This window comes from Microbacterium oxydans (assembly GCF_026559675.1).
GTDB lineage: Bacteria > Actinomycetota > Actinomycetes > Actinomycetales > Microbacteriaceae > Microbacterium > Microbacterium oxydans_D.
The window spans coordinates 1,270,851-1,292,406 of the sequence record NZ_CP092891.1; the positions used below are offsets into that span (position 1 = coordinate 1,270,851).

The following is a 21,556-nucleotide window of genomic DNA, read 5'->3' on the forward strand; positions in this document are numbered from 1 at the left end:
TGGTCACCACTCAGTAACGGTTCGTTAGCTGAGGACGGCGGGGGGAGGCCCGGCGGGTTACTCTCAGGTATCCCTGCCTGCGCGATGGTGCGCGGGTGGAACCATGTTCAAGTCCACAGGAGGACAAAAGTGAAGCGCAACAAGATCGCCCTCGCGGGCGTCGCGCTGTTCGCGATCGGCGCCATGGCGCTCGCGGGCTGCGCAAGTGGTTCTGGTGACAACGATGCTGACAAGCCCACCGGAGACGCTTCGGCAATCATCACCGCGAACGGGTCGGAGCCGGAGAACCCGCTGATCCCGACCAACACCAACGAGGTCGGTGGCGGCAAGATCCTCGACTCGATCTTCGCCGGACTCGCGTACTACGACGGCAAGGGCGCACTCGTCAACGACATGGCCGACGAGATCACGGTCGACAGCCCCACGCAGCTGACGGTCAAGCTCAAGAAGGACCAGAAGTTCACCGACGGCACCGACGTGCTGGCCGACAACTTCATCAAGGCCTGGAACTACGGCGCGCTCCTCTCGAACAAGCAGCTCAACCAGTCCTGGTTCAGCGACATCGTCGGCTTCAGCGACACCGAAGACGCCGAGCTCACCGGTCTGAAGAAGGTCGACGACCTCACCTTCACGATCGAGCTCACGACTCCCGTGGCCACGGACTTCGCGACCCGCCTCGGTTACTCCGCTTACTACCCGCTGCCCGACGTCGCCTTCGACGACATGGCCGCGTTCGGTGAGAACCCGATCGGAAACGGGCCCTACAAGCTCGACGGCGACGGTGCATGGCAGCACGACATCAGCATCGCGCTGGTCAAGAACGACGACTACCAGGGCAGCCGTGAGGTCGTCAACGGTGGTCTGACCGTCACCTTCTACACGTCGCTCGACGCCGCGTACGCCGACCTCCTCTCGGGTGAGCTCGACGTCCTCGACGCGATCCCCGACACCTCGATCGCCACGTTCGAGGACGAGCTGGGCGACCGTGCCGTCAACCAGCCGGCCGCGATCTTCCAGTCGTTCACGATCGGCGAGCAGGTCGCGCACTTCTCCGGCGACGAGGGCAAGCTCCGTCGTGCGGCGCTGTCCATGGCGATCAACCGCGAAGAGATCACCGACAAGATCTTCAACGGCACCCGTACGCCGGCCAGCGACTTCACCTCCCCGGTGATCGACGGCTGGAGCGACGACCTCGCCGGAGCCGACGTGCTCACCTACAACCCTGACGAGGCGAAGAAGCTGTGGGCCGAGGCCGACGCGATCTCGCCGTGGTCCGGAACCTTCCAGATCGCGTACAACTCGGACAGCGCGCACCAGGCATGGGTCGACGCCGTGTCGAACTCCATCAAGAACACCCTCGGCATCGAGGCATCCGGAGCTCCCTTCGTGGACTTCGCGACGCTGCGCGCCGCGGTGAACGAGCGTGGTGCCGACGGCAAGCGCACGATCCAGACGGCGAACCGTTCGGGATGGCAGGCCGACTACCCGGGTCTGTACAACTTCCTGTTCCCGCTGTACTCGACCGGTGCGTCCTCGAACGACGGTGACTACTCCAACGCCGACGTCGACAAGCTGCTGGCTGACGGTGCATCGGCGAGCGACCAGGCCGACGCGATCAAGGACTACCAGAAGGCTCAGGAGATCCTCCTCGAGGACCTCCCGGCCGTTCCGCTCTGGTACCAGAACGTGTCCGGTGGATTCGGCGAGTCGGTGGACAACGTCACCTTCGGCTGGAACTCCGTGCCGCTCTACTACGAGATCACCAAGACGAAGTAGTCCCCATGGGAGACTGAGCTGCGAGGCGGCGACGGATCACGTCGTCGCCTCGCAGCTGTGTCCCGTGGGAACGTCACCTCCATGAAAGGAGAGGGATGTTCTCGTACATCATCCGACGACTGCTGCAGCTGATCCCCGTGTTCTTCGGGGCCACTCTGCTGATCTACGCACTCGTCTTCCTCATGCCGGGCGACCCCATCGCGGCGTTGTTCGGCGACAAGCCACCTTCCCCGGCGCTGCTCGAAGCGATCCGCGCCCAGTACCACCTAGACCAGCCGTTCCTGGTGCAGTACTACTACTACATCCTCGGTGTGTTCCAGGGTGATATGGGTACGACGTTCTCGGGCCAGTCCGTGAACGAGGTGCTCGCCCGCACCCTTCCGGTCACCGGCCGCCTGGCGATCATGGCGATCGGCATCGAGTTCCTCCTCGCGATCGTCGTGGGCACGTTCTCGGCGCTGCGCAAGGGCAAGCTGTTCGACAACGGGTCGCTCGTCGTCTCGCTGGTCTTCCTGTCGATGCCCATCTTCGTGGTCGCGTTCCTGGCGCAGTACTTCCTCGCGATCAAACTCGGGTGGTTCCGTGCCACCGTCGGCGGTCAGAACGACTGGAACGATCTGTGGCTGCCGGCGATCGTGCTCGGCCTGAGCCTGTTCGCGACGAGTATGCGTCTGATGCGAGGGTCCGTGCTCGACACGCTGAACCAGGACTGGGTGCGCACGGCGTACAGCAAGGGGCTCTCGCGTGGTCGCGTGATCCCCGTGCACGTCCTGCGCAACTCCCTCATCCCCGTGATCACCAACTCCGCGACGAACTTCGGCGTGCTGCTGGTGGGGGCGACGGTGACGGAGTTCATCTTCAACATCCCCGGCGTGGGAAACACCCTGTTCCACGCGACGCTGAAGCACGAGGGGCCGACCATCGTGTCGTTCGTGACGGTGTTCGTGATCATCTACGTTCTCGTCAACCTGCTCGTGGACCTGCTCTACGGACTGCTCGACCCGAGGATTCGCTATGTCAGTTGAAAAGCCAGATCACTTCGTCGCCCCGGTGACGCAGACGCCTCTCAAGACCGATGCGGTCGTCGTGTCGGGAAAGCCCGCCAGCCTCTGGCGTGACGGCTGGCACGACCTGCGCCGTCGGCCCATGTTCTGGATCTCCCTGGTGATCATCGCGATCGTCGTGCTCATGTCGGTCTGGCCCACGCTGTTCACCCAGACGCCGCCGAACAACGGATGCGAGCTCGCGAACTCGAACGGCGGCCCCGCACCGGGTCACCCGCTCGGCTTCACGTTCCAGGGCTGCGACATCTACTCCCGCATCGTCTGGGGTGCCCGCAGCTCGCTGAGCGTCGGACTGATCTCGACGATCATCGGATCGGGCATCGGCCTGGTCATGGGCGCCCTCGCCGGCTACTACGGCGGATGGGTCGACGCTGTGCTCTCGCGCATCGGCGACATCTTCTTCTCCATCCCCTACGTGCTCGCCGCCGTGGTCGTCATGACCGTGTACTCGGACTTCCGCAACGTCTTCACCCTCTCGCTCGCCATCGGCGGGTTCGCGTGGGCATCGACGGCACGCGTCGTCCGCGCCGAGATCCTGCGGGTGCGTCAGGCGGAGTTCGTGACCGCATCGAGCTCGCTCGGTCTCTCGCGTTTCCGCACGCTGCTCTCGCACGTGATCCCCAACGCGATCGCCCCGCTGCTCGTCCTCGCGACGCTCGCGCTGGCCGGCGCGATCGTCGCCGAAGCGACTCTGACCTTCCTCGGAGTCGGGCTCGGCGGCGGCGCGAGCGGTGACGTGATGTCCTGGGGCAAGGACATCAGCGATGCGCAGACCTCTCTGCGCATCGCGCCCATGTCGCTCATCTATCCCTCGATCGCGCTCACCGTCACGGTGCTCGCGTTCATCATGCTGGGCGAGCTCATCCGAGACGCTCTCGACCCGAAGGCGAGGGCGCAGCGATGAGCGATCGCGCACAACGACCCACCGAGCCGATCCTGAGCGTGCGCGACCTGCGGGTCGCGTTCCGTGGCCAGGGCGGCGAGCGTGAGGTCCTGCACGGGGTGAGCTTCGACGTCCACGCCGGAGAGACCGTCGCGATCGTGGGGGAGTCGGGTTCCGGCAAGTCGACGACCGCTGCGGCGATCATCAACCTGCTGCCCGGCACCGGAAAGGTCACCGGCGGCAGCATCACCCTCGAGGGGCGTGAGCTCACGACGCTCGCCCGCCACGAGATCGAGGACGTCCGCGGAAAGGACATCGGCTTCGTCCCGCAGGACCCCATGGCCAGCCTCAACCCGGTCTGGTCGATCGGGTTCCAGGTGAAGGAGGCGGTCCGTGCGAACGGCCTCGCCTCGGGCCGTGGACACGTGCGGGACAGGGCCGTCGAGGTCCTGAAGCAGGCCGGCCTCGCCGACGCCGACCGGCGCCTGCACCAGTACCCGCACCAGTTCTCGGGCGGCATGCGTCAGCGAGCGCTCATCGGCATCGGCCTCGCGGCCGATCCGAAGCTGCTCATCGCCGACGAGCCGACCAGCGCGCTGGACGTGACGGTGCAGCGGGTCATCCTCGATCACATGGCCTCGCTGACGCGGGACCGTGGCACCGCGGTGCTCCTCATCACGCACGACCTGGGCCTCGCCGCCGAGCGTGCGGAGAAGATCATCGTGATGAACGGTGGCGACATCGTCGAGGCGGGCCCCAGCCGAGCGATCCTCGAGAATCCCCAGCATCCGTACACGAAGCGACTGGTCGGCGCCGCGCCGAGCATCGCCTCGCAGCGGATTCAGGCGATCGTCGAGGACCGGGGAGTCAAGACCGCCGAGGAACTGGCCGACACCGCACCGACCGTGCGGGTGGCGGGACTCACGAAGGACTATCGGATCCGCCAGGGGAACTTCCGCAGTGAGGCTTTCCGAGCGGTCGACGACGTGTCGTTCGAGATCCCGCGGGGCAAGACGCTCGCGCTGGTCGGCGAGTCGGGTTCCGGCAAGTCGACCGTCGCCAAGATGCTGCTCAAGCTCGAGGAGCCCACATCCGGGCTCATCGAGATCGACGGCAAGGACGTCTCGCACCTCTCGGCCGCTCAGGCGTTCGGACTGCGGCGGCGCATGCAGCCCGTGTTCCAGGACCCCTACGGGTCGATGGATCCGATGCGCAACATCGGCAACACGATCGCGGAGCCCCTGAACATCCACCGCATCGGCGACCAGACGTCGCGGCGCGAGCGGGTGCTCGAGCTCCTCGACCAGGTGTCGCTGCCCCGTGATCTCTCGACGCGGTATCCCAACGAACTGTCCGGTGGACAGCGGCAGCGTGTCGCCATCGCGCGCGCGCTGGCGCTCAAGCCCGACATCGTGGTGCTCGACGAGGCGGTCTCGGCGCTGGACGTGCTGGTGCAGGATCAGATCCTCAAGCTGCTCGCCGAGCTGCAGTCGGAGCTCGATCTCACGTACCTGTTCATCACTCACGACCTCGCGGTCGTGCGCGTGTCCAGCGACTTCGTCTGCGTCATGGAGCACGGCAAGCTCGTCGAGCAGGGGACCGTCGACGAGATCTTCGCGAACCCGCAGCAGGAGTACACGGATCGCCTGCTCAAGGCGATCCCGGGTGTCACCATCCCCCTGGGCGGCGCCGGATCGTGACGGCAGCACCCACACCCGAGGGCGCACGGACTCTCCGTGCGCCCTCGGGCGTCATCACCATCGTCCTGACCGGCCTGCTGGCGCTGTTCCTCCTCGGAGACGCCGTTGTCCGCGGCGGCTGGGAGCAGATGCTGCTCCTCGCGCCGTGGGTGCTGCTCGGCCTCTGGTGCATCTACGAACTGAGCTTCGTCTCGTATGTACGCGTCGACGGCGAGGGAGCGGTGGTCCAGAACCTGCTGCGCCGCACGTCGTTCGGCTGGAGCCGGGTACGCGACATCGACATGCGGTGGCAGCTCGTCTTCTCCCTCGAGGACGGCACCGACATCAGCTGTTTCGGCGGCCCCGCCCATGCGCGTCAGCGGCGGAGCCGCATGCGTCAGGACGATGAGCAGAAGGCGCCGGCCGGTCTCGCGGATCTCACGGACATCCGCGATCGCTGGCAGAGCGCGGGCGCCGCGGCGACCGCGGAGATCCGTCGCTCGTGGGACGCGCGCGCCCTGATCGCTCTCGCCGTGATCATCGTCTGGGCGGCGATCTCCGTGCTGCTCGTCGCGAACGCGAGCTGAGCCGCTCGGCTCAGCCGGGCAGGCCGAACAGGTCGGGCCACATCGATGCCGCCCACGGGTAGCCGACGAACGCCGTGGCGTCGATCAGGAAGTGCGCCACGAGGAACGGCATCAGACGTCCGGAGCGCTGGTACAGCCAGCCGAACAGCAGCCCCATGGCGAGGTTCCCGAAGAACGCCGGATAGCCCTGGTAGAGGTGGTAGCTCGCCCGCAGGATCGATGTCGCGATGATGATCGACCACGGCCCCCAGCCCAGCTGCCGGAGTCGGGTGAAGAGATAGCCGAGCAGGACGAACTCCTCCTGCAGCGCCGCGCGGGCGGCCGCCAGCAGCAGGACCGGCACCGTCCACCAGTACGCGTCGATCCCCGCCGGGTCGATGGCGACCGTCATCCCCAGCGCCCGTCCGCCGAGGTAGAGCGCGATGCCGGGTATGCCGATCGCCAGCACGAGGAGGACGCCACGACCAGCGTCCCTCCCCACCCGCGTGCCGTCCAGGCCCAGGCGTTCCAGGTGCGGGCGGCGCGACTGCCAGAGCAGGAAGCAGACCAGCAGCACCGGGACGAGCGAGAATCCGATCGCGAGCACCTGGTAGATCAGGTCGAAGATCTCCCGGTCGCTGCGCGAGGGGTTGAGCTTCGCCACCTGATCGGCGATCGGGACCGAGTCGGTGAGGCGGTAGACGAGCTGCACGATCGCGTACACCGCGGACTGTCCGAGTCCGAGCGCCAGGACGATCGCGATCTCCCACCACAGTCGCGCGCGGGAGGGGGCGGGGGAGAGGTCGGGAGGGTCTCCCTGAGCCTGCGATCGGGTCACGATCTCGATGCTACGACCTGTATTCAGGAACGCGCCCTGAGCTTGCGTTATCCTGGAACGTCGGCTTCCCGACGAAACCCCACACTCTTTAGGACACCTGTATGGCGCACGCCCTCCGTTCTGACCTCCGCAACGTCGCAATCGTCGCCCACGTCGACCACGGCAAGACGACTCTCGTCGACGCCATGCTGCGTCAGACGGGCTCCTTCGGCGAACACGCCCACGTCGATGAGCGCGCCATGGACTCGAACGACCTGGAACGTGAGAAGGGCATCACGATCCTCGCCAAGAACACGGCGATCACCTACAAGGGCAAGCACGCCCAGGGCAAGGAGATCACGATCAACGTGATCGACACCCCGGGTCACGCCGACTTCGGTGGCGAGGTCGAGCGCGGCCTGTCCATGGTCGACGGTGTCGTGCTGCTCGTCGACGCGAGTGAGGGCCCGCTGCCGCAGACCCGCTTCGTGCTGCGCAAGGCGCTCGAGGCCAAGCTCCCCGTCATCCTCCTGGTCAACAAGACCGACCGTCCCGACGCCCGCATCGCGGAGGTCGAGGAAGAGGCGCACGACCTGCTGCTGGGTCTCGCCTCCGACCTGGTCGACGATGTGCCCGACCTCGACGTCGACGCGCTCCTCGATGTGCCGGTGGTCTACGCCTCCGGCCGTGCCGGTGCGGCATCGCAGAACCGTCCCGCCGACGGCTCGCTGCCGGACAACGACGACCTCGAGCCGCTGTTCGAGGCGATCCTCGAGCACGTTCCCGCTCCGGAGTACGACGACGAGCACCCGCTGCAGGCCTGGGTCACGAACCTCGACTCCAGCCCGTTCCTCGGCCGTCTCGCACTCCTGCGCGTCTTCAACGGCACGCTGAAGAAGGGCCAGACCGTGGCCTGGGTCCGTGCTGACGGCACGCACCAGAACGCGCGCATCACCGAGCTGCTGAAGACGCGTGCGCTCGAGCGCTACCCCGCCGACTCCGCCGGCCCCGGTGACATCGTCGCCATCGCCGGCTTCGAGAACATCACGATCGGCGAGACCATCGCCGACCCCGAGGATGTGCGTCCGCTGCCGGCCATCACGGTCGACGACCCCGCCATCTCGATGACGATCGGTACCAACACCTCGCCGCTCATGGGCAAGGTCAAGGGCCACAAGCTCACCGCTCGCATGGTCAAGGACCGTCTCGACAAGGAGCTGATCGGAAACGTCTCGCTCAAGGTCGTCGACATCGGACGTCCGGACGCCTGGGAGGTCCAGGGCCGTGGAGAGCTGGCCCTCGCGATCCTCGTCGAGAACATGCGCCGTGAGGGCTTCGAGCTCACCGTCGGCAAGCCGCAGGTGGTCACGAAGAAGATCGACGGCAAGACCTACGAGCCGTTCGAGCACCTCACGATCGACACGCCGGAGGAGCACCTCGGCGCTATCACCCAGCTGCTCGCGAACCGCAAGGGTCGCATGGAGAACATGACGAACCACGGCACCGGCTGGGTGCGCATGGAGTTCATCGTCCCGTCGCGCGGCCTCATCGGCTTCCGCAGCGAGTTCCTCACCACCACGCGTGGCACCGGCATCGCGAACGCGATCTCGCACGGCTACGAGCCGTGGGCCGGTTCCATCACCACGCGCCAGAACGGCTCGATCGTCGCCGACCGTCAGGGTGTCGTCACCCCGTTCGCGATGATCGCCCTGCAGGAGCGCATGTCCTTCTTCGTGCAGCCCACGCAGGAGGTCTACGAGGGCATGGTCATCGGCGAGAACTCTCGCGCCGACGACATGGACGTGAACATCACCAAGGAGAAGAAGCTCACCAACATGCGTGCGGCGAGCTCCGACACCTTCGAGTCGATGACGCCTCCGCGCCAGCTGACGCTGGAGGAGAGCCTCGAGTTCGCCCGCGACGACGAATGCGTCGAGGTGACCCCCGAGGTCGTCCGCATCCGCAAGGTGAACCTCGACGCGAACACCCGCGCGCGGGAGACCGCTCGCCTGAAGCGTCAGGACGCGAACGTCTGAGACCACTCTCGGAGACGCTCCGAGTGAGAGGGCCTCGTGCCGCCGAAAGGCGTGCGCGAGGCCCTCTTCTCATGTAAATCCCAGGTGAGGGATGGTTTTTGCTCAGGTTCACCATGCAGAGTGGTTCACTTGCGCCTGGGACGAGCTCCCGATGAGTCTCCTGCAAGGGCGTACGACCACCCGAAAGTCGAACCCATGCTTCAGAAAACCCGTGCGCTTCGGCGCGCCTCCGCGGCGGCATCCGCCCGCACCGCGACCCACCGCCCGATGACCGTCCTCGGCATCACCGCGGCCACCCTCGTCGGCATCACGCTCAGCGTGGGCCTCGCCTCCAGCCCCGCCATCGGCGATATGACCCCCGATGCCTCTGCGGTGGCGCGGCCCCTCGTCGGCGCCGAACCGTTCTCGAAGATCAGCGACGACGCCGCGGCGACCCTGGTGGAAGCCCGGAGCGCCGTCTCGGCGGCCGAGACGGTGACGGCCGATGTCGTCGCCTCCGGGCTCGAGGTGGGGGTCGACACCTCCATCGACACGTCCGACCTCGAGGACGACATCGACCGGCTCGGCGAGAGCGACGTGATGCCGGTGCTCCTGGTCGGGATCCTCGCGAAGGAGGCCGATTCGGAGATCACCCGGGTCGTCGCCGACACCCGGGAGGTGCAGACGGCGCTCACCGCGGCCCAGGAGAAGAAGGCCGCGGAGGACGCGGCCCGCCTCGCCGCCGAGAAGGCTGCGGCGAAGGCAGCCGCGGAGAAGAAGGCGGCGGCGGCTCTGGCGGCTGCCAACACCGTCGACGGAGCGAAGGCCTCCGCGCGGCAGCTGATGTCGAGCCGGTACGGCTGGGGCGGGGACCAGTTCTCGTGCCTGGAATCGCTGTGGACCAAGGAGTCGGGCTGGAACTACCAGGCCTACAACGCGGACGGCGGCGCGACGGGGATCCCGCAGGCGCTCCCGGGCAGCAAGATGGCCGCGGCCGGGTCCGACTGGCAGACGAACGCCGCGACGCAGGTCGCGTGGGGGCTGGGCTACATCTCCTCGACGTACGGCACGCCGTGCAGCGCCTGGTCGCACTCGCAGGCCATGAACTGGTACTGATCGGACGCGTGCCTCCGAGGAATTCCTCGCCCTGGGCGGCGCCGAGCGCTACGGTGACTCTGACGGCTGGGGGCGTCCCGGATCCGAGGAGGAAATGTGCTCGACCCCGTGGCGTGGCGCGATGTGCCGCAGGAGGTGTCCACCGGCACGCTGCCGGGATGGGATCGTGTCGAGGAGATCGTCCGCGAGGCGCACGCCCGCTATTCGGAGGAGCGCGGCGGCCGGGTGGCCGACTACATCCCGGTGCTCGCCGAGGCCGACCCTGAGCTCTTCGGGCTGGCCGTCATCGAGGTCGGTGGCGGGCTGCACGACGCGGGGGACGCGCTGCATCCCTTCTCGATCCAGTCGATCTCGAAGATGTTCGTCTACGCGCTGGCGATCCAGGAGCACGGCCATGAGCGCGTGCGGGACGTCGTCGGGGTGAACAACACCGGACTTCCGTTCAACTCCGTGATGGCCCTGGAACTCAACGACGGCCATCCGATGAACCCGATGGTGAACGCGGGCGCCATCGCCACGACCGCGCTGATGCCGGGTGCCACCTCGGTCGAGCAGTGGGAACGCGTCCGCGAGGGCCTGTCGGCGTTCGCGGGCCGCCCGCTGAGCCTCGACGGCGTGGTGTACGCGTCCGAGGCGGAGACCAACGACCGCAACCGCGCGCTCGGACGCCTGCTCCGCAGCTACGGCCGGCTGGAAGGCGACCCGGACGAGATCGTCGACGTCTACACGCGTCAGTGCGCGCTCAGCGTCACGGCGCATGATCTCGCCGTGATGGGGGCGACACTCGCCGACGGGGGAGTGAACCCCGTCACCGGCGTCCGCGTGGTCTCGGAGGAGGTGTGCCGGGACACGCTCGCGGTCGTCGCCTCGACCGGTCTGTATGAACGCTCCGGTGACTGGCTGTTCGAGATCGGGCTGCCGGCGAAGTCCGGCGTCGCCGGGGGCATCGTCGCGATCGCCCCGGGCAAGGGCGCGGCCGCCGGCTTCTCCCCGCGTCTGGATGAGGCGGGGAACTCCGTCCGCTCCCAGATGGCGATCGGCTATCTGTCGCGGGTGCTGGGGCTGAACCTGTTCGCCTCGGCGCCGGCGTCCCGTCGTCACTCCGAGACCGTCCCCCCGTCCGCCGTATAGGAGCGCAACCATGACCCAGACGTCGCAGACCCCGACCAAGACCTCCTGGCTGCCGATGGTCAGCCTGTTCCTCGCACAGGTCCTGATGTCGTTCAACGTCGCCGCGCTGCCGATCTCCCTCGGGGGCATGGTGAGCGACTTCGGTGTACCGCCGACGGTCGCCAGCACGACCATCGTCATGTACGGCCTCGCCGTGGCCGCGCTCGTGATGACGGGTGCCAAACTCGGTCAGCGGATCGGCTGGGTCGTCATCTTCCGGATCGTGATCGCGCTGTTCGCGGGGTCGTCCGTGATGATGCTCTTCGCGCCCACCGTCGGCTGGGCAATCGCGGGGCAGGCGGTCGCGGGGGCGGCGGCGGCGATCATCGTCCCGTCGATCGTCGCGCTCATCGCCGAGAACTATCGTGGCCCGCAGCAGGCGACCGCGATCGGCGCCATCGGCTCGGCGCGAGCGATCTCCGGCGTCAGCGCGTTCCTCATCGGCGGTACCCTCGGCACCCTGGTCGGCTGGCGGCCGATGTTCATCATCGTCCTGGGGATCGCCGTCATCGTCTTCGCCCTGAGCTTCACCCTGCGGGGCGACCGCGGGGACGCCTCGATCCGCATCGACCTCGTCGCGTCGCTGCTCATCGGCGCCGCGATCGTGCTGCTGACACTGGGGTTCAACAACCTGAACGCCTGGGGTGCTGTGGCCGCGGCCCCGGACGCCCCGTTCACCGTGCTGGGGCTGTCGCCGGCGCCGGTCTTCATCGTCGTCGGCCTGGTGCTCGGCCAGGGGTTCTTCCTCTGGACCAGGAAGCGGATGGCGGAGGGGAAGGTGCCGCTGATCGATCTGAGCGTGCTCGGCTCCTCGCGCGAGCGTGCGGCGGTGTACGCGATGTTCATCGTCGTCGCCCTGGAAGCGTGCGTGAACTTCACGATCCCGCTCTACATCCAGATCGTGCAGGGGCGCACGCCCTTCGACACATCCATCGCGATGATGCCGTTCAACCTCACGGTCTTCGTCACGGCCACCCTCGTGGTGCGGCTGTACAAGCGCTTCCCGCCGCGCACGATCGGGGTCGTCGGATTCATCCTCACCACGGTGGCGCTGGTGTGGCTGTCGGTCGTCGTGACCAACAACTGGGAGACGATCCCGACGATCGCCGGGCTCATCGTGTTCGGCATCGGGCAGGGCGCCCTGGTGACGCTGGTGTTCAACGTGCTGGTGACCGCGGCCCCGGCCGAGCTCGCCGGTGACGTCGGTTCGCTCCGGGGGACGACCCAGAACCTCGCCTCCGCCGTCGGCACCGCCCTCGCGGGTGCGCTGCTGGTCTCCCTGCTCGGGCTGAGCGTCGGACGGGCGGTCGTGGAGCACCCGGAGCTGCCGCCGTCCCTCGTCGCCCAGGTCGACATGGACAGCCTCAACTTCATCAGCAACGACGATCTGCGCGCCGCCCTCGAGAACACGGATGCGACGCCCGAGCAGGTGGACGCGGCGGTGGTCGTGAACGAGGAGGCGCGGCTGGGCACGCTCAAGCTCGGTCTGCTCCTGCTCGCCGGGATCAGCGCACTGGCGATCCTCCCGGCCTCGCGGCTGCCGCAGTACCGTCCGCACGAGATCCCCGACCCGTCGCCCGCGGCGGGACCGGAGTGAGGCTCAGCGCAGCTCGGAGATGAGCACGGCGCTCGTGCCGGGCGCCGTCGCCTCGAAGATGTGCGGGGCGTCGCCGGCGTATGTGAGATAGTCGCCCGGATTCAGCAGCACCGGGTCGCCGGCAGGTCCGATCCGCGCCTCCCCGGCGATCAGGATCACGTGCTCGATGGTGCCGGGGTGATGCGGGTCGGAGCGACGGGCGTCGCCGGGCTCGGCCTGGATCAGGTAGACGTCCCGGCGCGCGCCGGGCGGGCTGGCCGACAGCAGCGTGGCGCTGTACGCCGCGGCGGAGGAGGGCACGCCGGCGAGGTCGTCGGCCCGGATGAGCGTGGGGGCGTTGGCCTGCTGGTCCACGAGCACGGCGAAGGGCACGCCGAGCGCGACCCCCAGCGCCCACAGCGTCTCGACGTTGGGGTTCCCGGAGCCGCTTTCGAGTTGCGACACGGTCGCCTTCGAGATGCCGGCTCGTCGCGCGAGCTCGGAGACCGACAGGCTCGCGGCCTCCCGCTCTCGGCGCAGGGTGCGGGCGATACGTGTGCGGAGTTCCTCCATGTGTTCATCATGTCAAACGTTCGTTCGCTTGACTATCCGCCATGAGCTGTTCAGAATGATGGACATGCGTTCATTGAGTCGAACAGTGCGCCGGCGGCGTGATGACCGCGGAGCGTGAGGTCTGGCGCGAGGCGCTCGGCGTCGTGCTCGCGACCAGCGCCTACGGCGTCTCCTTCGGTGCGCTGGCCGTGGCCGCCGGCCTCGACGTCTGGCAGACCTGCGTCCTCAGCCTCCTGATGTTCACCGGGGGATCGCAGTTCGCCTTCGTGGGCGTGTTCACGGCCGGTGGTCTCGCTGCCCTGCCTTCGGCGATCGCCTCGGCTGTGCTGCTCGGCGTGCGCAACGTGGCCTACGGCATGCGCATGTCGCCGATCGTCGGCGGCGGACCGGCGCGCAAGGCCGCGGCGGCGCACTTCACGATCGACGAGTCCACGGCGGTGGCGATCTCGCAGAGCGATCCCCGGTTGCGGCAGGTCGGATTCTGGGTGACCGGCATCGGCATCTTCGTCGGCTGGAACATCACCACGCTCGTCGGGGCCCTCGTCGGCGATGTGCTCGGCGACCCCAAGACCTGGGGGCTGGACGCGGCTGCGGCCGCGGCCTTCCTCGCCCTGCTCTGGCCGCGTCTGAAGCAGCGGCAGGCGGTCGCGGTGGGCGTGGCCGCCGCGGTGGTGGCCGCCGCCTTCACCCCGTTCCTCATGCCGGGTCTCCCGGTGCTCGTCGCGGCCGTCGTCGCGATCGCGGTCGGATGGTTCGACTGGCTGGGGCGTCGCCCCTCGTTGCCCGATGACCGGACGCCTCCCGGTTCGGAGGTGCCCGCATGAGCCTGTGGAGCGCGATCCTCCTCGCCGCGCTGATCTGTCTGGCGCTGAAGGCCGCCGGCTATCTGGTGCCTCCCAAGGTGCTCGAGGCGCCGCGCACCGCCCGCATCTCCGACCTGCTGACCGTGGCCCTCCTGGCCGCGCTCGTCGCCGTGCAGACGCTCGGCGACGGTCAGGCGATCACGGTGGATGCCCGCGTGCCCGCCTTGCTGGTCGCGGGAGGGCTGCTGTGGCTGAGGCAGTCGTTCCTGGTGGTCGTGGTCGCTGCGGCACTCGTGGCGGCCCTGCTGCGCCTCTTCGGTCTCGCATCCTGACCGCTCTCGTCGGGCTGCTCTCGTCGGGCTGCTCTCGTCGGGCTGCTCTCGTCGGGCTGCTCTCGTCGGGCTGCTCTCGTCGGGCTGCTCTCGTCGGGCTGCCAGGAGGCGCGGGTAAGATCGACGGGTGCGCGTGAACCGGGTGTCCAGGGTGTTGTCGTGGGTCGCTGCCGCCCTGGTGGGCGGCGTCTACGGCGTCGCGGGCACGATCGCGCACAGTGTGATGTGGGGCCCGGTCCCGATCGGCATCATCGTCGCGGCGATCGCCTGCGCCGCGATCCTCATCGCCGTGCGCGCACTCACGCACGACAGGGGAGCGGCGGTGGCGGCGGGTCTCGGCATGATCGGGATGCTCGTGCTGATCTCCGGCGTCGGTCCCGGCGGATCCATCGTCGTGCCGGACTCGCTCAGCGGCCAGATCTGGACCTACCTGGTGGCCGGAATCGTGCTGCTCGTCATCGCGTGGCCGTCGTTCGCGCGGACACCGGTGCGCACCGAGGCGCCTGCCGCGCAGGAACCCGAGCCCCGCGAGTCGTAGACTGGAGGGGTGACGTATGTGATCGCCCTCCCGTGCGTCGATGTCAAGGATCGCGCCTGCATCGACGAGTGCCCCGTTGACTGCATCTACGAGGGTGAACGGTCGTTGTACATCCACCCGGACGAGTGCGTGGACTGCGGCGCCTGCGAGCCGGTGTGCCCGGTCGAGGCCATCTACTACGAGGACGACCTGCCCGACGAGTGGCAGGACTACTACAAGGCCAACGTCGAGTTCTTCGACGAGATCGGCTCTCCCGGAGGCGCGGCCAAGGTCGGCGTCTACGCGTTCGACCACCCGATCATCGCCGCGCTCCCGCCGCAGGGCGAGTAGGCGCGTTCCGTGAGCGTCCACGACCTCGCCGACTACCCGTGGGATGCCGTCGTCCCGTTCCGTGAGCGCGCCGCGCAGCACCCCGAGGGTCTGGTGGACCTCTCGGTCGGCTCGCCCGTCGATCCGACGCCCGAGATCATCCGTCGTGCCCTCGCCGAGGCCACCGACGCGCACGCCTACCCGCAGACGGTCGGCACGCCGACGCTGCGCGAGGCGATCGTCGACTGGTACGCACGGCGCCGGGGGGTGACCGACCTCCGGGTCGACAATGTGCTCCCCACGATCGGCTCGAAGGAGCTCGTCGCCCTGCTGCCGACACTGCTCGGGCTGGGGGAGGGCGACATCGTCGTGCACCCGCGCGTGGCGTATCCGACCTACGAGGTGGGTGCCCGTGTCGTCGGAGCGACGCCCGTGCCCGCCGACGACCCGGCCGACTGGCCGGAGGGCGCGAAGCTCATCTGGATCAACACCCCGGGCAACCCGGACGGACGCACCTGGACCGTCGACGAGCTGGCCGCGGCCGTGCGCCGCGCGCGCGAGCTCGGCGCCGTGCTCGCGAGCGATGAGTGCTACGCCGAGCTGGGCTGGGACGGCGTCTGGGCAGAGGAGCCGATCCCGTCGATCCTCGACCCGCGGGTGACCGACGGCAGCCGCGCGAACCTGCTCAGCGTCTACTCGCTGAGCAAGCAGTCGAATCTCGCCGGGTATCGGGCGGCCTTCGTGGCCGGATGTGCGCGCATCGTGGGGGAACTGCTCACCGCACGCAAGCACCTCGGTCTGATGCCGCCCGCGCCGGTGCAGCACGCGATGGCGGTCGCGCTCGGAGACGATGAGCACGTCGCCGCGCAGAAGGCCCTGTATCGCACCCGTCGCGACGCGCTGCGACCCGCCCTGGAGGCCGCCGGCTTCCGCATCGACGGCTCCGAGGCCGGGCTGTACCTGTGGGCGACCGAGGGGCGCGACGCCTGGGAGTCGATGGGACGGCTCGCCGACCTCGGCATCCTCGCGGGGCCCGGGCCCTTCTACGGAGCCGACTCCGGGCAGCACGTCCGCCTGGCGCTCACCGCCCCGACCGAGCGTGTTCTCGAGGCCGCTCGCCGACTCTCTGGTGGGATCCTGTAGGTTCCCTCCTTGCAGACGGCATCCGTTTGGCGGATGTCACAGTAGGCCTGTGTGCCTACTAGGCTGTAAAGGCGATTCGGTCGTGACCCGACCTGGTGCCTCAGCGCCGAGAGATCGCCAGTTCCGACTTGATCAAGATCTTGTCCGACACACCGCGACGCGCGGGGCGGACACCAGGAGGAGGTCCGCGTGAGCGCAGCGGCAGACCAGACGGCGAAGCTGACGATCGGCGAGACGACCGCCGAATTCCCGGTGCTGCGCGGCACGGCAGGGCATGACAGCATCGACTTCTCGACGCTGACCCGGCAGACCGGGTACACGGGGCTCGACTACGGCTTCGTCAACACCGCCTCCACGAAGTCCGAGATCACCTTCATCGACGGTGACAAGGGCATCCTGCGCTATCGCGGATATCCGATCGAGCAGCTGGCGGGATCGACCAGCTACCTCGAGGTGGCCTGGCTCCTCATCTACGGCGAGCTGCCCTCCGCCTCCGAGCTCGCGGAGTTCGACGAGAAGATCCGTCGTCACACGCTGCTCCACGAAGATCTCAAGCGCTTCTTCTCGGCCCTGCCGCACACGGCGCACCCGATGTCGGTGCTGTCCTCGGCCGTCGCCGCGCTCTCCACCTACTACGAGGGCCAGACCGACCCGCACAACCCCGAGCACGTCGAGCTGAACATGGTGCGCATGCTCGCCAAGCTCCCGGTGATCGCGGCCTACGCGCACAAGAAGAGCGTCGGCCAGGCGTTCCTCTACCCGGACAACTCGCTGAGCTTCGTCGACAACTTCCTCAAGCTGAACTTCGGTGTGCACAGCGAGGAGTACGAGGTCAACCCGGTGATGTCGAAGGCTCTCGAGCTGCTCCTCATCCTGCACGAAGACCACGAGCAGAACGCCTCCACCTCGACCGTCCGCCTCGTGGGCTCCACGGGAGCGAACCAGTTCGCCTCGGTGTCCGCCGGCATCCAGGCGCTCTCCGGCCCGCTGCACGGTGGGGCGAACGAGGCCGTGCTGACGATGCTGGGTCAGATCCGCGACTCGGGCCAGAGCGTCTCGCGCTTCGTCGAGCGGGTGAAGAACAAGGAAGAGGGCGTGAAGCTGATGGGCTTCGGGCACCGGGTCTACAAGAACTACGATCCGCGCGCCAAGCTCGTCAAGGATGCGGCCGACGAGGTCCTCTCCTCGCTGGGCGTCACCGACCCGCTGCTCGACCTCGCCAAGGAGCTCGAGGAGCTGGCGCTGGCCGACGACTACTTCCGTGAGCGTCGCCTGTACCCGAACGTCGACTTCTACACCGGCGTGATCTACAAGGCGATGGGCTTCCCGACCCGCATGTTCACCGTGCTGTTCGCGATCGGTCGTCTTCCGGGCTGGCTCGCGCAGTGGCGTGAGCTGCAGCTCGACCCGCAGACCAAGATCGGCCGCCCGCAGCAGCTGTACACCGGATCGCCCGAGCGCTCGTTCCCGACCCGCTAGGGGAGGGGCGGCGACGCGTGCCTCACACGGTCGCCGCGTCTGCCGTCTGTTCGCCGACCACGTCGAGCACCAGCTGCAGCTTGGTCTGGAAGGTGCATTCCAGCAGTTCCGTCGTCGCTTCGTCGGCGCCGTAGTGCTCCGGCAGGCGCAGTCCGAGCAGCGTGTTGAGGAGCATCCCCTCGGCGAGGAACGTGCGCACCTCCTCCGGTGCGAAGCCGGCGTCGTCCCGCAGCATGCGGTAGATCTTGAGGAAGTCCGCGCGGGCCCGTTCGCCGATGACGGCATCGTGCCCCATGCTGAACGCCTGCATGAGCGAGAGCAGGATCCCGCGGTCCTCGACCAGGTTCACGTACGCGGAGCCGAGCCTTCTGCCCAGCTCGCGGTCGGGTGAGCCGGACGTGCTCTTCCACTCCGCGATCACCGCGGAGAAGGTGTCGAGCAGCTTGCCGCTCGCGCGGGCCAGGACCTCGACGAACAGCGTCTCCTTGGTCCCGAACATCCGCACCACGTAGGGCTGGCTGATGCCCGCCGCCTTGGCGATCTGATCGGTGGTGGCGCCGAAGTAGCCGCGCTCGCCGAACACCAGGCTCGCCGCGGCGAGGATCTGCTCCCGACGCTCGGCTGCCGGGATGCGTTCGCTCTGCTTCTCGTTCACGCTTGACAGGTTATCAGTTGATTACTACTCTTCGAGAGGTCAGTAATCATTCAATAACAACAAGGGGCTCTCATGACCCGAACCACCCGACGTCTTCCCGTCTGGTTGACGATCGTCGCGGCGTCGCTGCCGATGTTCATGGCGACGCTCGACAACCTCGTCGTCACCGGCGCGCTCCCGGTCATCTCCCGCGAACTCGATGCGTCCATCGAGGAGCTGCAGTGGGTCATCAACGCGTACACCCTCAGCTTCGCCACCTTCATGCTGCTCGCGGTGGGGCTGGGGGACCGCTTCGGTCGTCGCACCGTCTTCCTGGCCGGCATCGCCGTGTTCACGCTCGCGTCCGCGGGTGCTGCGCTCGCGACCGAGCCCTCGATCCTCATCCTCGCCCGGGCGATCCAGGGCGTCGGCGCGGCGGCGCTCATGCCCCTGTCGCTGACCCTCCTCGTCGGCAGCGTCTCGGAGCGTCTGCGACCGGCCGCGATCGGCATCTGGGGAGGCGTGGCCGGACTCGGCGTCGCCACCGGGCCGCTCATCGGAGGCGCGGTGATCGAGGGGTGGAACTGGCAGACGATCTTCTGGCTCAATGTCCCGGTCGGCATCCTCGCCGTGCCGCTCGTCCTGCTCGCGCTGCCCAACAGCTTCGGCGCCCGTGTTCGCGCGGACCTGGTCGGCCTCCTGCTGGCCGGCCCCGGCGTGCTGGGCGTCGTCTACGGGATCGTCCGCGGCAACGACGCGGGGTGGGACAGCCTCGAGGTGGTCGGGGCATTGGCGGCGGGTGCTCTGCTGCTGGTGGGCTTCGTCATCTGGGAGGGCCGCACCGCGCATCCGCTGCTGCCGCTGCGCCTGTTCCGCGACCGCAGCTTCACGGTGGCGAACCTCGTGGGTGTGACCTTCAGCTTCGGGATCTTCGGTGCGGTCTTCATCCTGATCCAGTTCCTCCAGGTGGTGCAGGGGCACACACCGCTCGAGGCCGGGATCATGACCATGCCGTGGACCCTGGCGCCCATGGTCGTCGCGCCGCTCACGGGGCTGCTGTCGCCGCGAACGGGCACGCGCCTCCCGATCCTCCTGGGCCTGACGATGCTCGCCGTCGCGCTCGGGTGGATCGCGCTCACGCTCTCGGCGACGCTCGAGTACTCGGGCATGTGGCCGCCCTTCCTGCTGGCCGGGATCGGCATGGGGCTCGTGTTCGCACCGAGCTCCACGGCCGTGCTCGTCAACATGCGCCCGGACGATCATGCCAAGGCGTCCGGCACCAACTCGACGCTGCGCGAGATCGGGGTCGCTCTCGGCATCGCGGTGCTGACGGCGGTGTTCGTCGGTGCAGGTGGCACCCTCACCCCGAGCGGCTACGTCGACGCGGCCGTCCCGGCGATCTGGGTCGGCGCGGGCGTGCTCGCCCTGGCCGCCGTGATCTCCGTCGCGCTCCCCTCGGGTATCCGCCGTCTGCGCCCTGCTGCGGCCGAGGACACCGGTGCGGACGACTCGTCGGAGCGGGTGGAGAAGCCCGTGTCCGTCTGACGCGACTCCCGTTCCGGACACACGAAAGCGCCCCTGGTCATGCGAGATGCATGACCAGGGGCGCTGTGTCGAAAGGGGCCGGATATGCCCGGGGCTGCGAGGTCAGCGACCCTGCGAGCTGCGGCCGCCGCCCTGGCGCTGGCCGCTCTGCGTGGAGTAGCCACCGCCCTGGCCGGCTCCGGAGCCACCGGAGCGCGGACGGCGACGACGACGCGACGGCGGGTTGGCCGCCCCGTTCTTCTCGCCACCGGCGGGGCGCTGCTTCGAGGACTGACGCTGCTGCTGCTGCGGAGCCTGCACGGGAGCGGGGCGCACGTGCGGTGCGCGCTCCGGAACCAGAGCGGTCACGGCGGCCGTGGTCACATCTTCCAGTGGGGCCGTGATGGCGGCCTTGCGGAGGAGATCCTTGACGTCGCGACGCTGCTCGGGGAGCACGACGGTCACGACGGTTCCGGCGGCACCGGCACGCGCCGTGCGGCCCGAGCGGTGCAGGTACGCCTTGTGCTCGACCGGCGGGTCGACGTGGACGACGAGGTCGACGTTGTCGACGTGCACGCCGCGGGCGGCGACGTCGGTCGCGACCAGCACGCGGACTCCACCGTCTTCGGGAGCGGCGGAGAAGGCGCCGAGGTTGCGCTCGCGAGCGTTCTGCGAGAGGTTGCCGTGCAGATCGACGGCCGGGATGCCCGCGGCGGTGAGCTGCTTCGCGAGCTTCTTCGCCTGGTGCTTGGTGCGGGTGAAGAGGATGCGACGGCCGGTGCCCGAGGCGAGCTCGCGCACGAGGGCGGTCTTGTTGTCGGTGGAGTCGACGACGAGCACGCGGTGCGTCATCTCGCCGACCGGCACGCTCTCCTCGTCGACCTCGTGGCTGACCGCGTTCGAGAGGAAGCGGCGCGCGAGGGTGTCGATGCCGCGGTCCAGCGTGGCGCTGAACAGCAGGCGCTGGCCACCCGCGGGGGTCGCCGTGAGGATGCGCGTGACACCAGGGAGGAAGCCGAGGTCGGCCATGTGGTCGGCCTCGTCCAGCACGGTGACCTCGATCGCGCTGAGGCGGACGACCTGCTGCTTCATCAGGTCTTCGAGTCGACCGGGGCAGGCGACGACGATGTCGACGCCGCCGCGCAGCGCCTGCTCCTGCGGACGCTGGCTGACGCCGCCGAAGACGGTGGTGACGCGGAGGCCGGCGGCCTCGGCGAGCGGTGCGATGGTCGCGGCGATCTGCGTCGCGAGCTCACGGGTGGGAGCGAGGACGAGTCCGCGCGGAAGGCCGGCGCGACGCTGGCCGCCGGACGCGGCGAGGCGCGCGACGAGCGGCAGGGCGAAGGCGATGGTCTTGCCGCTTCCGGTGCGTCCGCGACCGAGGAGGTCGCGACCCGCGAGGGAATCGGGAAGGGTATCGCGCTGGATGGCGAACGCCTCGGTCTTGCCGGAATCGGCGAGAACGGCGGCGAGCTCAGCGGGAACGCCGAGTTCGAGGAAAGTAGACATGCAGAAACTCCGTCAGCGCACGAGTGAACGGCGCGAGATAGGGGGTGAGG

At 68.5% G+C, this 21,556-nt stretch carries 20 protein-coding genes; 16 read left to right on the forward strand and 4 right to left on the reverse strand.

What is annotated here, in order from left to right; all coding sequences use genetic code 11:
- Nucleotides 1-129: 129 nt before the first annotated feature.
- The 5 genes from MME74_RS06080 to MME74_RS06100 all read left to right on the forward strand — a co-directional run bounded on the left by MME74_RS06080 (nt 130) and on the right by MME74_RS06100 (nt 5,989).
- Nucleotides 130-1,776, forward strand: coding sequence for a peptide ABC transporter substrate-binding protein (locus tag MME74_RS06080; protein ID WP_267417832.1), 1,647 nt, complete (start codon nt 130-132; stop codon nt 1,774-1,776).
- A 95-nt stretch (nt 1,777-1,871) separates the two neighbouring features.
- Nucleotides 1,872-2,801 (forward strand): ABC transporter permease, encoded by a 930-nt coding sequence (locus tag MME74_RS06085; RefSeq protein WP_267417833.1) that lies wholly within the window; start codon nt 1,872-1,874, stop codon nt 2,799-2,801.
- Entirely contained in the window at nt 2,791-3,744 is a 954-nt protein-coding gene (locus MME74_RS06090; RefSeq protein ID WP_267417834.1) for an ABC transporter permease, read from the forward strand. Before MME74_RS06085 ends, MME74_RS06090 begins: the two co-directional genes overlap by 11 nt.
- Entirely contained in the window at nt 3,741-5,423 is a 1,683-nt protein-coding gene (locus tag MME74_RS06095) for a dipeptide ABC transporter ATP-binding protein (RefSeq protein WP_267417835.1), read from the forward strand. Before MME74_RS06090 ends, MME74_RS06095 begins: the two co-directional genes overlap by 4 nt.
- Nucleotides 5,420-5,989, forward strand: coding sequence for a PH domain-containing protein (locus MME74_RS06100; RefSeq protein WP_267417837.1), 570 nt, complete (start codon nt 5,420-5,422; stop codon nt 5,987-5,989). Before MME74_RS06095 ends, MME74_RS06100 begins: the two co-directional genes overlap by 4 nt.
- Nucleotides 5,990-5,999: 10 nt before the next feature.
- On the opposite strand, the gene MME74_RS06105 is transcribed toward MME74_RS06100, so the two are convergent.
- A complete protein-coding gene (locus tag MME74_RS06105; RefSeq protein ID WP_267417838.1) occupies nt 6,000-6,806 on the reverse strand; it encodes a CPBP family intramembrane glutamic endopeptidase in 807 nt (268 codons plus the stop codon).
- Nucleotides 6,807-6,907: 101 nt separating this feature from the next.
- Between MME74_RS06105 and typA the strand changes: the two genes are divergently transcribed.
- From typA to MME74_RS06125, 4 genes are all read left to right on the forward strand, one after another.
- Nucleotides 6,908-8,821 carry a translational GTPase TypA gene (gene typA / locus MME74_RS06110; protein ID WP_267417839.1) on the forward strand — a complete coding sequence of 638 codons (1,914 nt, stop codon included), beginning with the start codon at nt 6,908-6,910 and terminating at the stop codon, nt 8,819-8,821.
- A gap of 195 nt (nt 8,822-9,016) precedes the next feature.
- Nucleotides 9,017-9,916 (forward strand): phospholipase, encoded by a 900-nt coding sequence (locus MME74_RS06115; RefSeq protein ID WP_267417841.1) that lies wholly within the window; start codon nt 9,017-9,019, stop codon nt 9,914-9,916.
- Nucleotides 9,917-10,012: 96 nt separating this feature from the next.
- Nucleotides 10,013-11,047: a glutaminase A gene (gene glsA / locus MME74_RS06120; RefSeq protein WP_267417842.1), complete on the forward strand. Its 1,035-nt coding sequence runs from the start codon at nt 10,013-10,015 to the stop codon at nt 11,045-11,047.
- Nucleotides 11,048-11,057: 10 nt separating this feature from the next.
- Complete coding sequence (locus MME74_RS06125) at nt 11,058-12,683, forward strand: MFS transporter (protein ID WP_267417844.1); 1,626 nt, start codon at nt 11,058-11,060, stop codon at nt 12,681-12,683.
- 3 nt (nt 12,684-12,686) lie between these two features.
- Here the strand turns inward: MME74_RS06125 and MME74_RS06130 are convergent, their stop codons facing one another.
- Nucleotides 12,687-13,235 (reverse strand): helix-turn-helix domain-containing protein, encoded by a 549-nt coding sequence (locus MME74_RS06130; protein ID WP_267417846.1) that lies wholly within the window; start codon nt 13,233-13,235, stop codon nt 12,687-12,689.
- Nucleotides 13,236-13,336: 101 nt separating this feature from the next.
- Between MME74_RS06130 and MME74_RS06135 the strand changes: the two genes are divergently transcribed.
- The 6 genes from MME74_RS06135 to MME74_RS06160 all read left to right on the forward strand — a co-directional run bounded on the left by MME74_RS06135 (nt 13,337) and on the right by MME74_RS06160 (nt 17,839).
- Nucleotides 13,337-14,059: an AzlC family ABC transporter permease gene (locus MME74_RS06135; protein WP_267417847.1), complete on the forward strand. Its 723-nt coding sequence runs from the start codon at nt 13,337-13,339 to the stop codon at nt 14,057-14,059.
- Nucleotides 14,056-14,370 carry an AzlD domain-containing protein gene (locus MME74_RS06140; protein ID WP_267417848.1) on the forward strand — a complete coding sequence of 105 codons (315 nt, stop codon included), beginning with the start codon at nt 14,056-14,058 and terminating at the stop codon, nt 14,368-14,370. Before MME74_RS06135 ends, MME74_RS06140 begins: the two co-directional genes overlap by 4 nt.
- A 127-nt stretch (nt 14,371-14,497) precedes the next feature.
- Nucleotides 14,498-14,908, forward strand: coding sequence for a histidinol dehydrogenase (locus MME74_RS06145; RefSeq protein ID WP_267417849.1), 411 nt, complete (start codon nt 14,498-14,500; stop codon nt 14,906-14,908).
- Between the two features lie 9 nt (nt 14,909-14,917).
- Entirely contained in the window at nt 14,918-15,238 is a 321-nt protein-coding gene (gene fdxA, locus MME74_RS06150) for a ferredoxin (protein WP_021199610.1), read from the forward strand.
- Nucleotides 15,239-15,247: 9 nt separating this feature from the next.
- Nucleotides 15,248-16,360 (forward strand): succinyldiaminopimelate transaminase, encoded by a 1,113-nt coding sequence (dapC, locus tag MME74_RS06155; protein WP_267417852.1) that lies wholly within the window; start codon nt 15,248-15,250, stop codon nt 16,358-16,360.
- A 189-nt stretch (nt 16,361-16,549) separates the two neighbouring features.
- Entirely contained in the window at nt 16,550-17,839 is a 1,290-nt protein-coding gene (locus tag MME74_RS06160; RefSeq protein ID WP_267417853.1) for a citrate synthase, read from the forward strand.
- Nucleotides 17,840-17,861: 22 nt separating this feature from the next.
- Here the strand turns inward: MME74_RS06160 and MME74_RS06165 are convergent, their stop codons facing one another.
- The gene (locus MME74_RS06165; protein WP_267417854.1) at nt 17,862-18,494 is read right to left on the reverse strand and encodes a TetR/AcrR family transcriptional regulator; all 633 of its coding nucleotides are present in this window, start codon (nt 18,492-18,494) and stop codon (nt 17,862-17,864) included.
- Nucleotides 18,495-18,566: 72 nt separating this feature from the next.
- Between MME74_RS06165 and MME74_RS06170 the strand changes: the two genes are divergently transcribed.
- Nucleotides 18,567-20,018: an MFS transporter gene (locus MME74_RS06170; RefSeq protein WP_267417855.1), complete on the forward strand. Its 1,452-nt coding sequence runs from the start codon at nt 18,567-18,569 to the stop codon at nt 20,016-20,018.
- A 102-nt stretch (nt 20,019-20,120) separates the two neighbouring features.
- Here MME74_RS06170 and MME74_RS06175 read toward each other — a convergent pair whose 3' ends face one another.
- Nucleotides 20,121-21,506 carry a DEAD/DEAH box helicase gene (locus tag MME74_RS06175; RefSeq protein WP_267417857.1) on the reverse strand — a complete coding sequence of 462 codons (1,386 nt, stop codon included), beginning with the start codon at nt 21,504-21,506 and terminating at the stop codon, nt 20,121-20,123.
- Nucleotides 21,507-21,556 lie beyond the last annotated feature (50 nt).

Excerpts from the sequence above, each read along its gene's own strand:
- MME74_RS06170 (WP_267417855.1), top strand. The coding sequence starts at position 18,567 with ATGACCCGAACCACCCGACGTCTTCCCGTCTGGTTGACGATCGTCGCG.
- MME74_RS06140 (WP_267417848.1), top strand. The coding sequence starts at position 14,056 with ATGAGCCTGTGGAGCGCGATCCTCCTCGCCGCGCTGATCTGTCTGGCG.
- MME74_RS06085 (WP_267417833.1), top strand. The coding sequence starts at position 1,872 with ATGTTCTCGTACATCATCCGACGACTGCTGCAGCTGATCCCCGTGTTC.
- typA (WP_267417839.1), top strand. The coding sequence starts at position 6,908 with ATGGCGCACGCCCTCCGTTCTGACCTCCGCAACGTCGCAATCGTCGCC.
- MME74_RS06130 (WP_267417846.1), bottom strand. The coding sequence starts at position 13,235 with ATGGAGGAACTCCGCACACGTATCGCCCGCACCCTGCGCCGAGAGCGG.
- MME74_RS06090 (WP_267417834.1), top strand. The coding sequence starts at position 2,791 with ATGTCAGTTGAAAAGCCAGATCACTTCGTCGCCCCGGTGACGCAGACG.
- MME74_RS06125 (WP_267417844.1), top strand. The coding sequence starts at position 11,058 with ATGACCCAGACGTCGCAGACCCCGACCAAGACCTCCTGGCTGCCGATG.
- MME74_RS06095 (WP_267417835.1), top strand. The coding sequence starts at position 3,741 with ATGAGCGATCGCGCACAACGACCCACCGAGCCGATCCTGAGCGTGCGC.
- MME74_RS06135 (WP_267417847.1), top strand. The coding sequence starts at position 13,337 with ATGACCGCGGAGCGTGAGGTCTGGCGCGAGGCGCTCGGCGTCGTGCTC.
- MME74_RS06115 (WP_267417841.1), top strand. The coding sequence starts at position 9,017 with ATGCTTCAGAAAACCCGTGCGCTTCGGCGCGCCTCCGCGGCGGCATCC.
- MME74_RS06175 (WP_267417857.1), bottom strand. The coding sequence starts at position 21,506 with ATGTCTACTTTCCTCGAACTCGGCGTTCCCGCTGAGCTCGCCGCCGTT.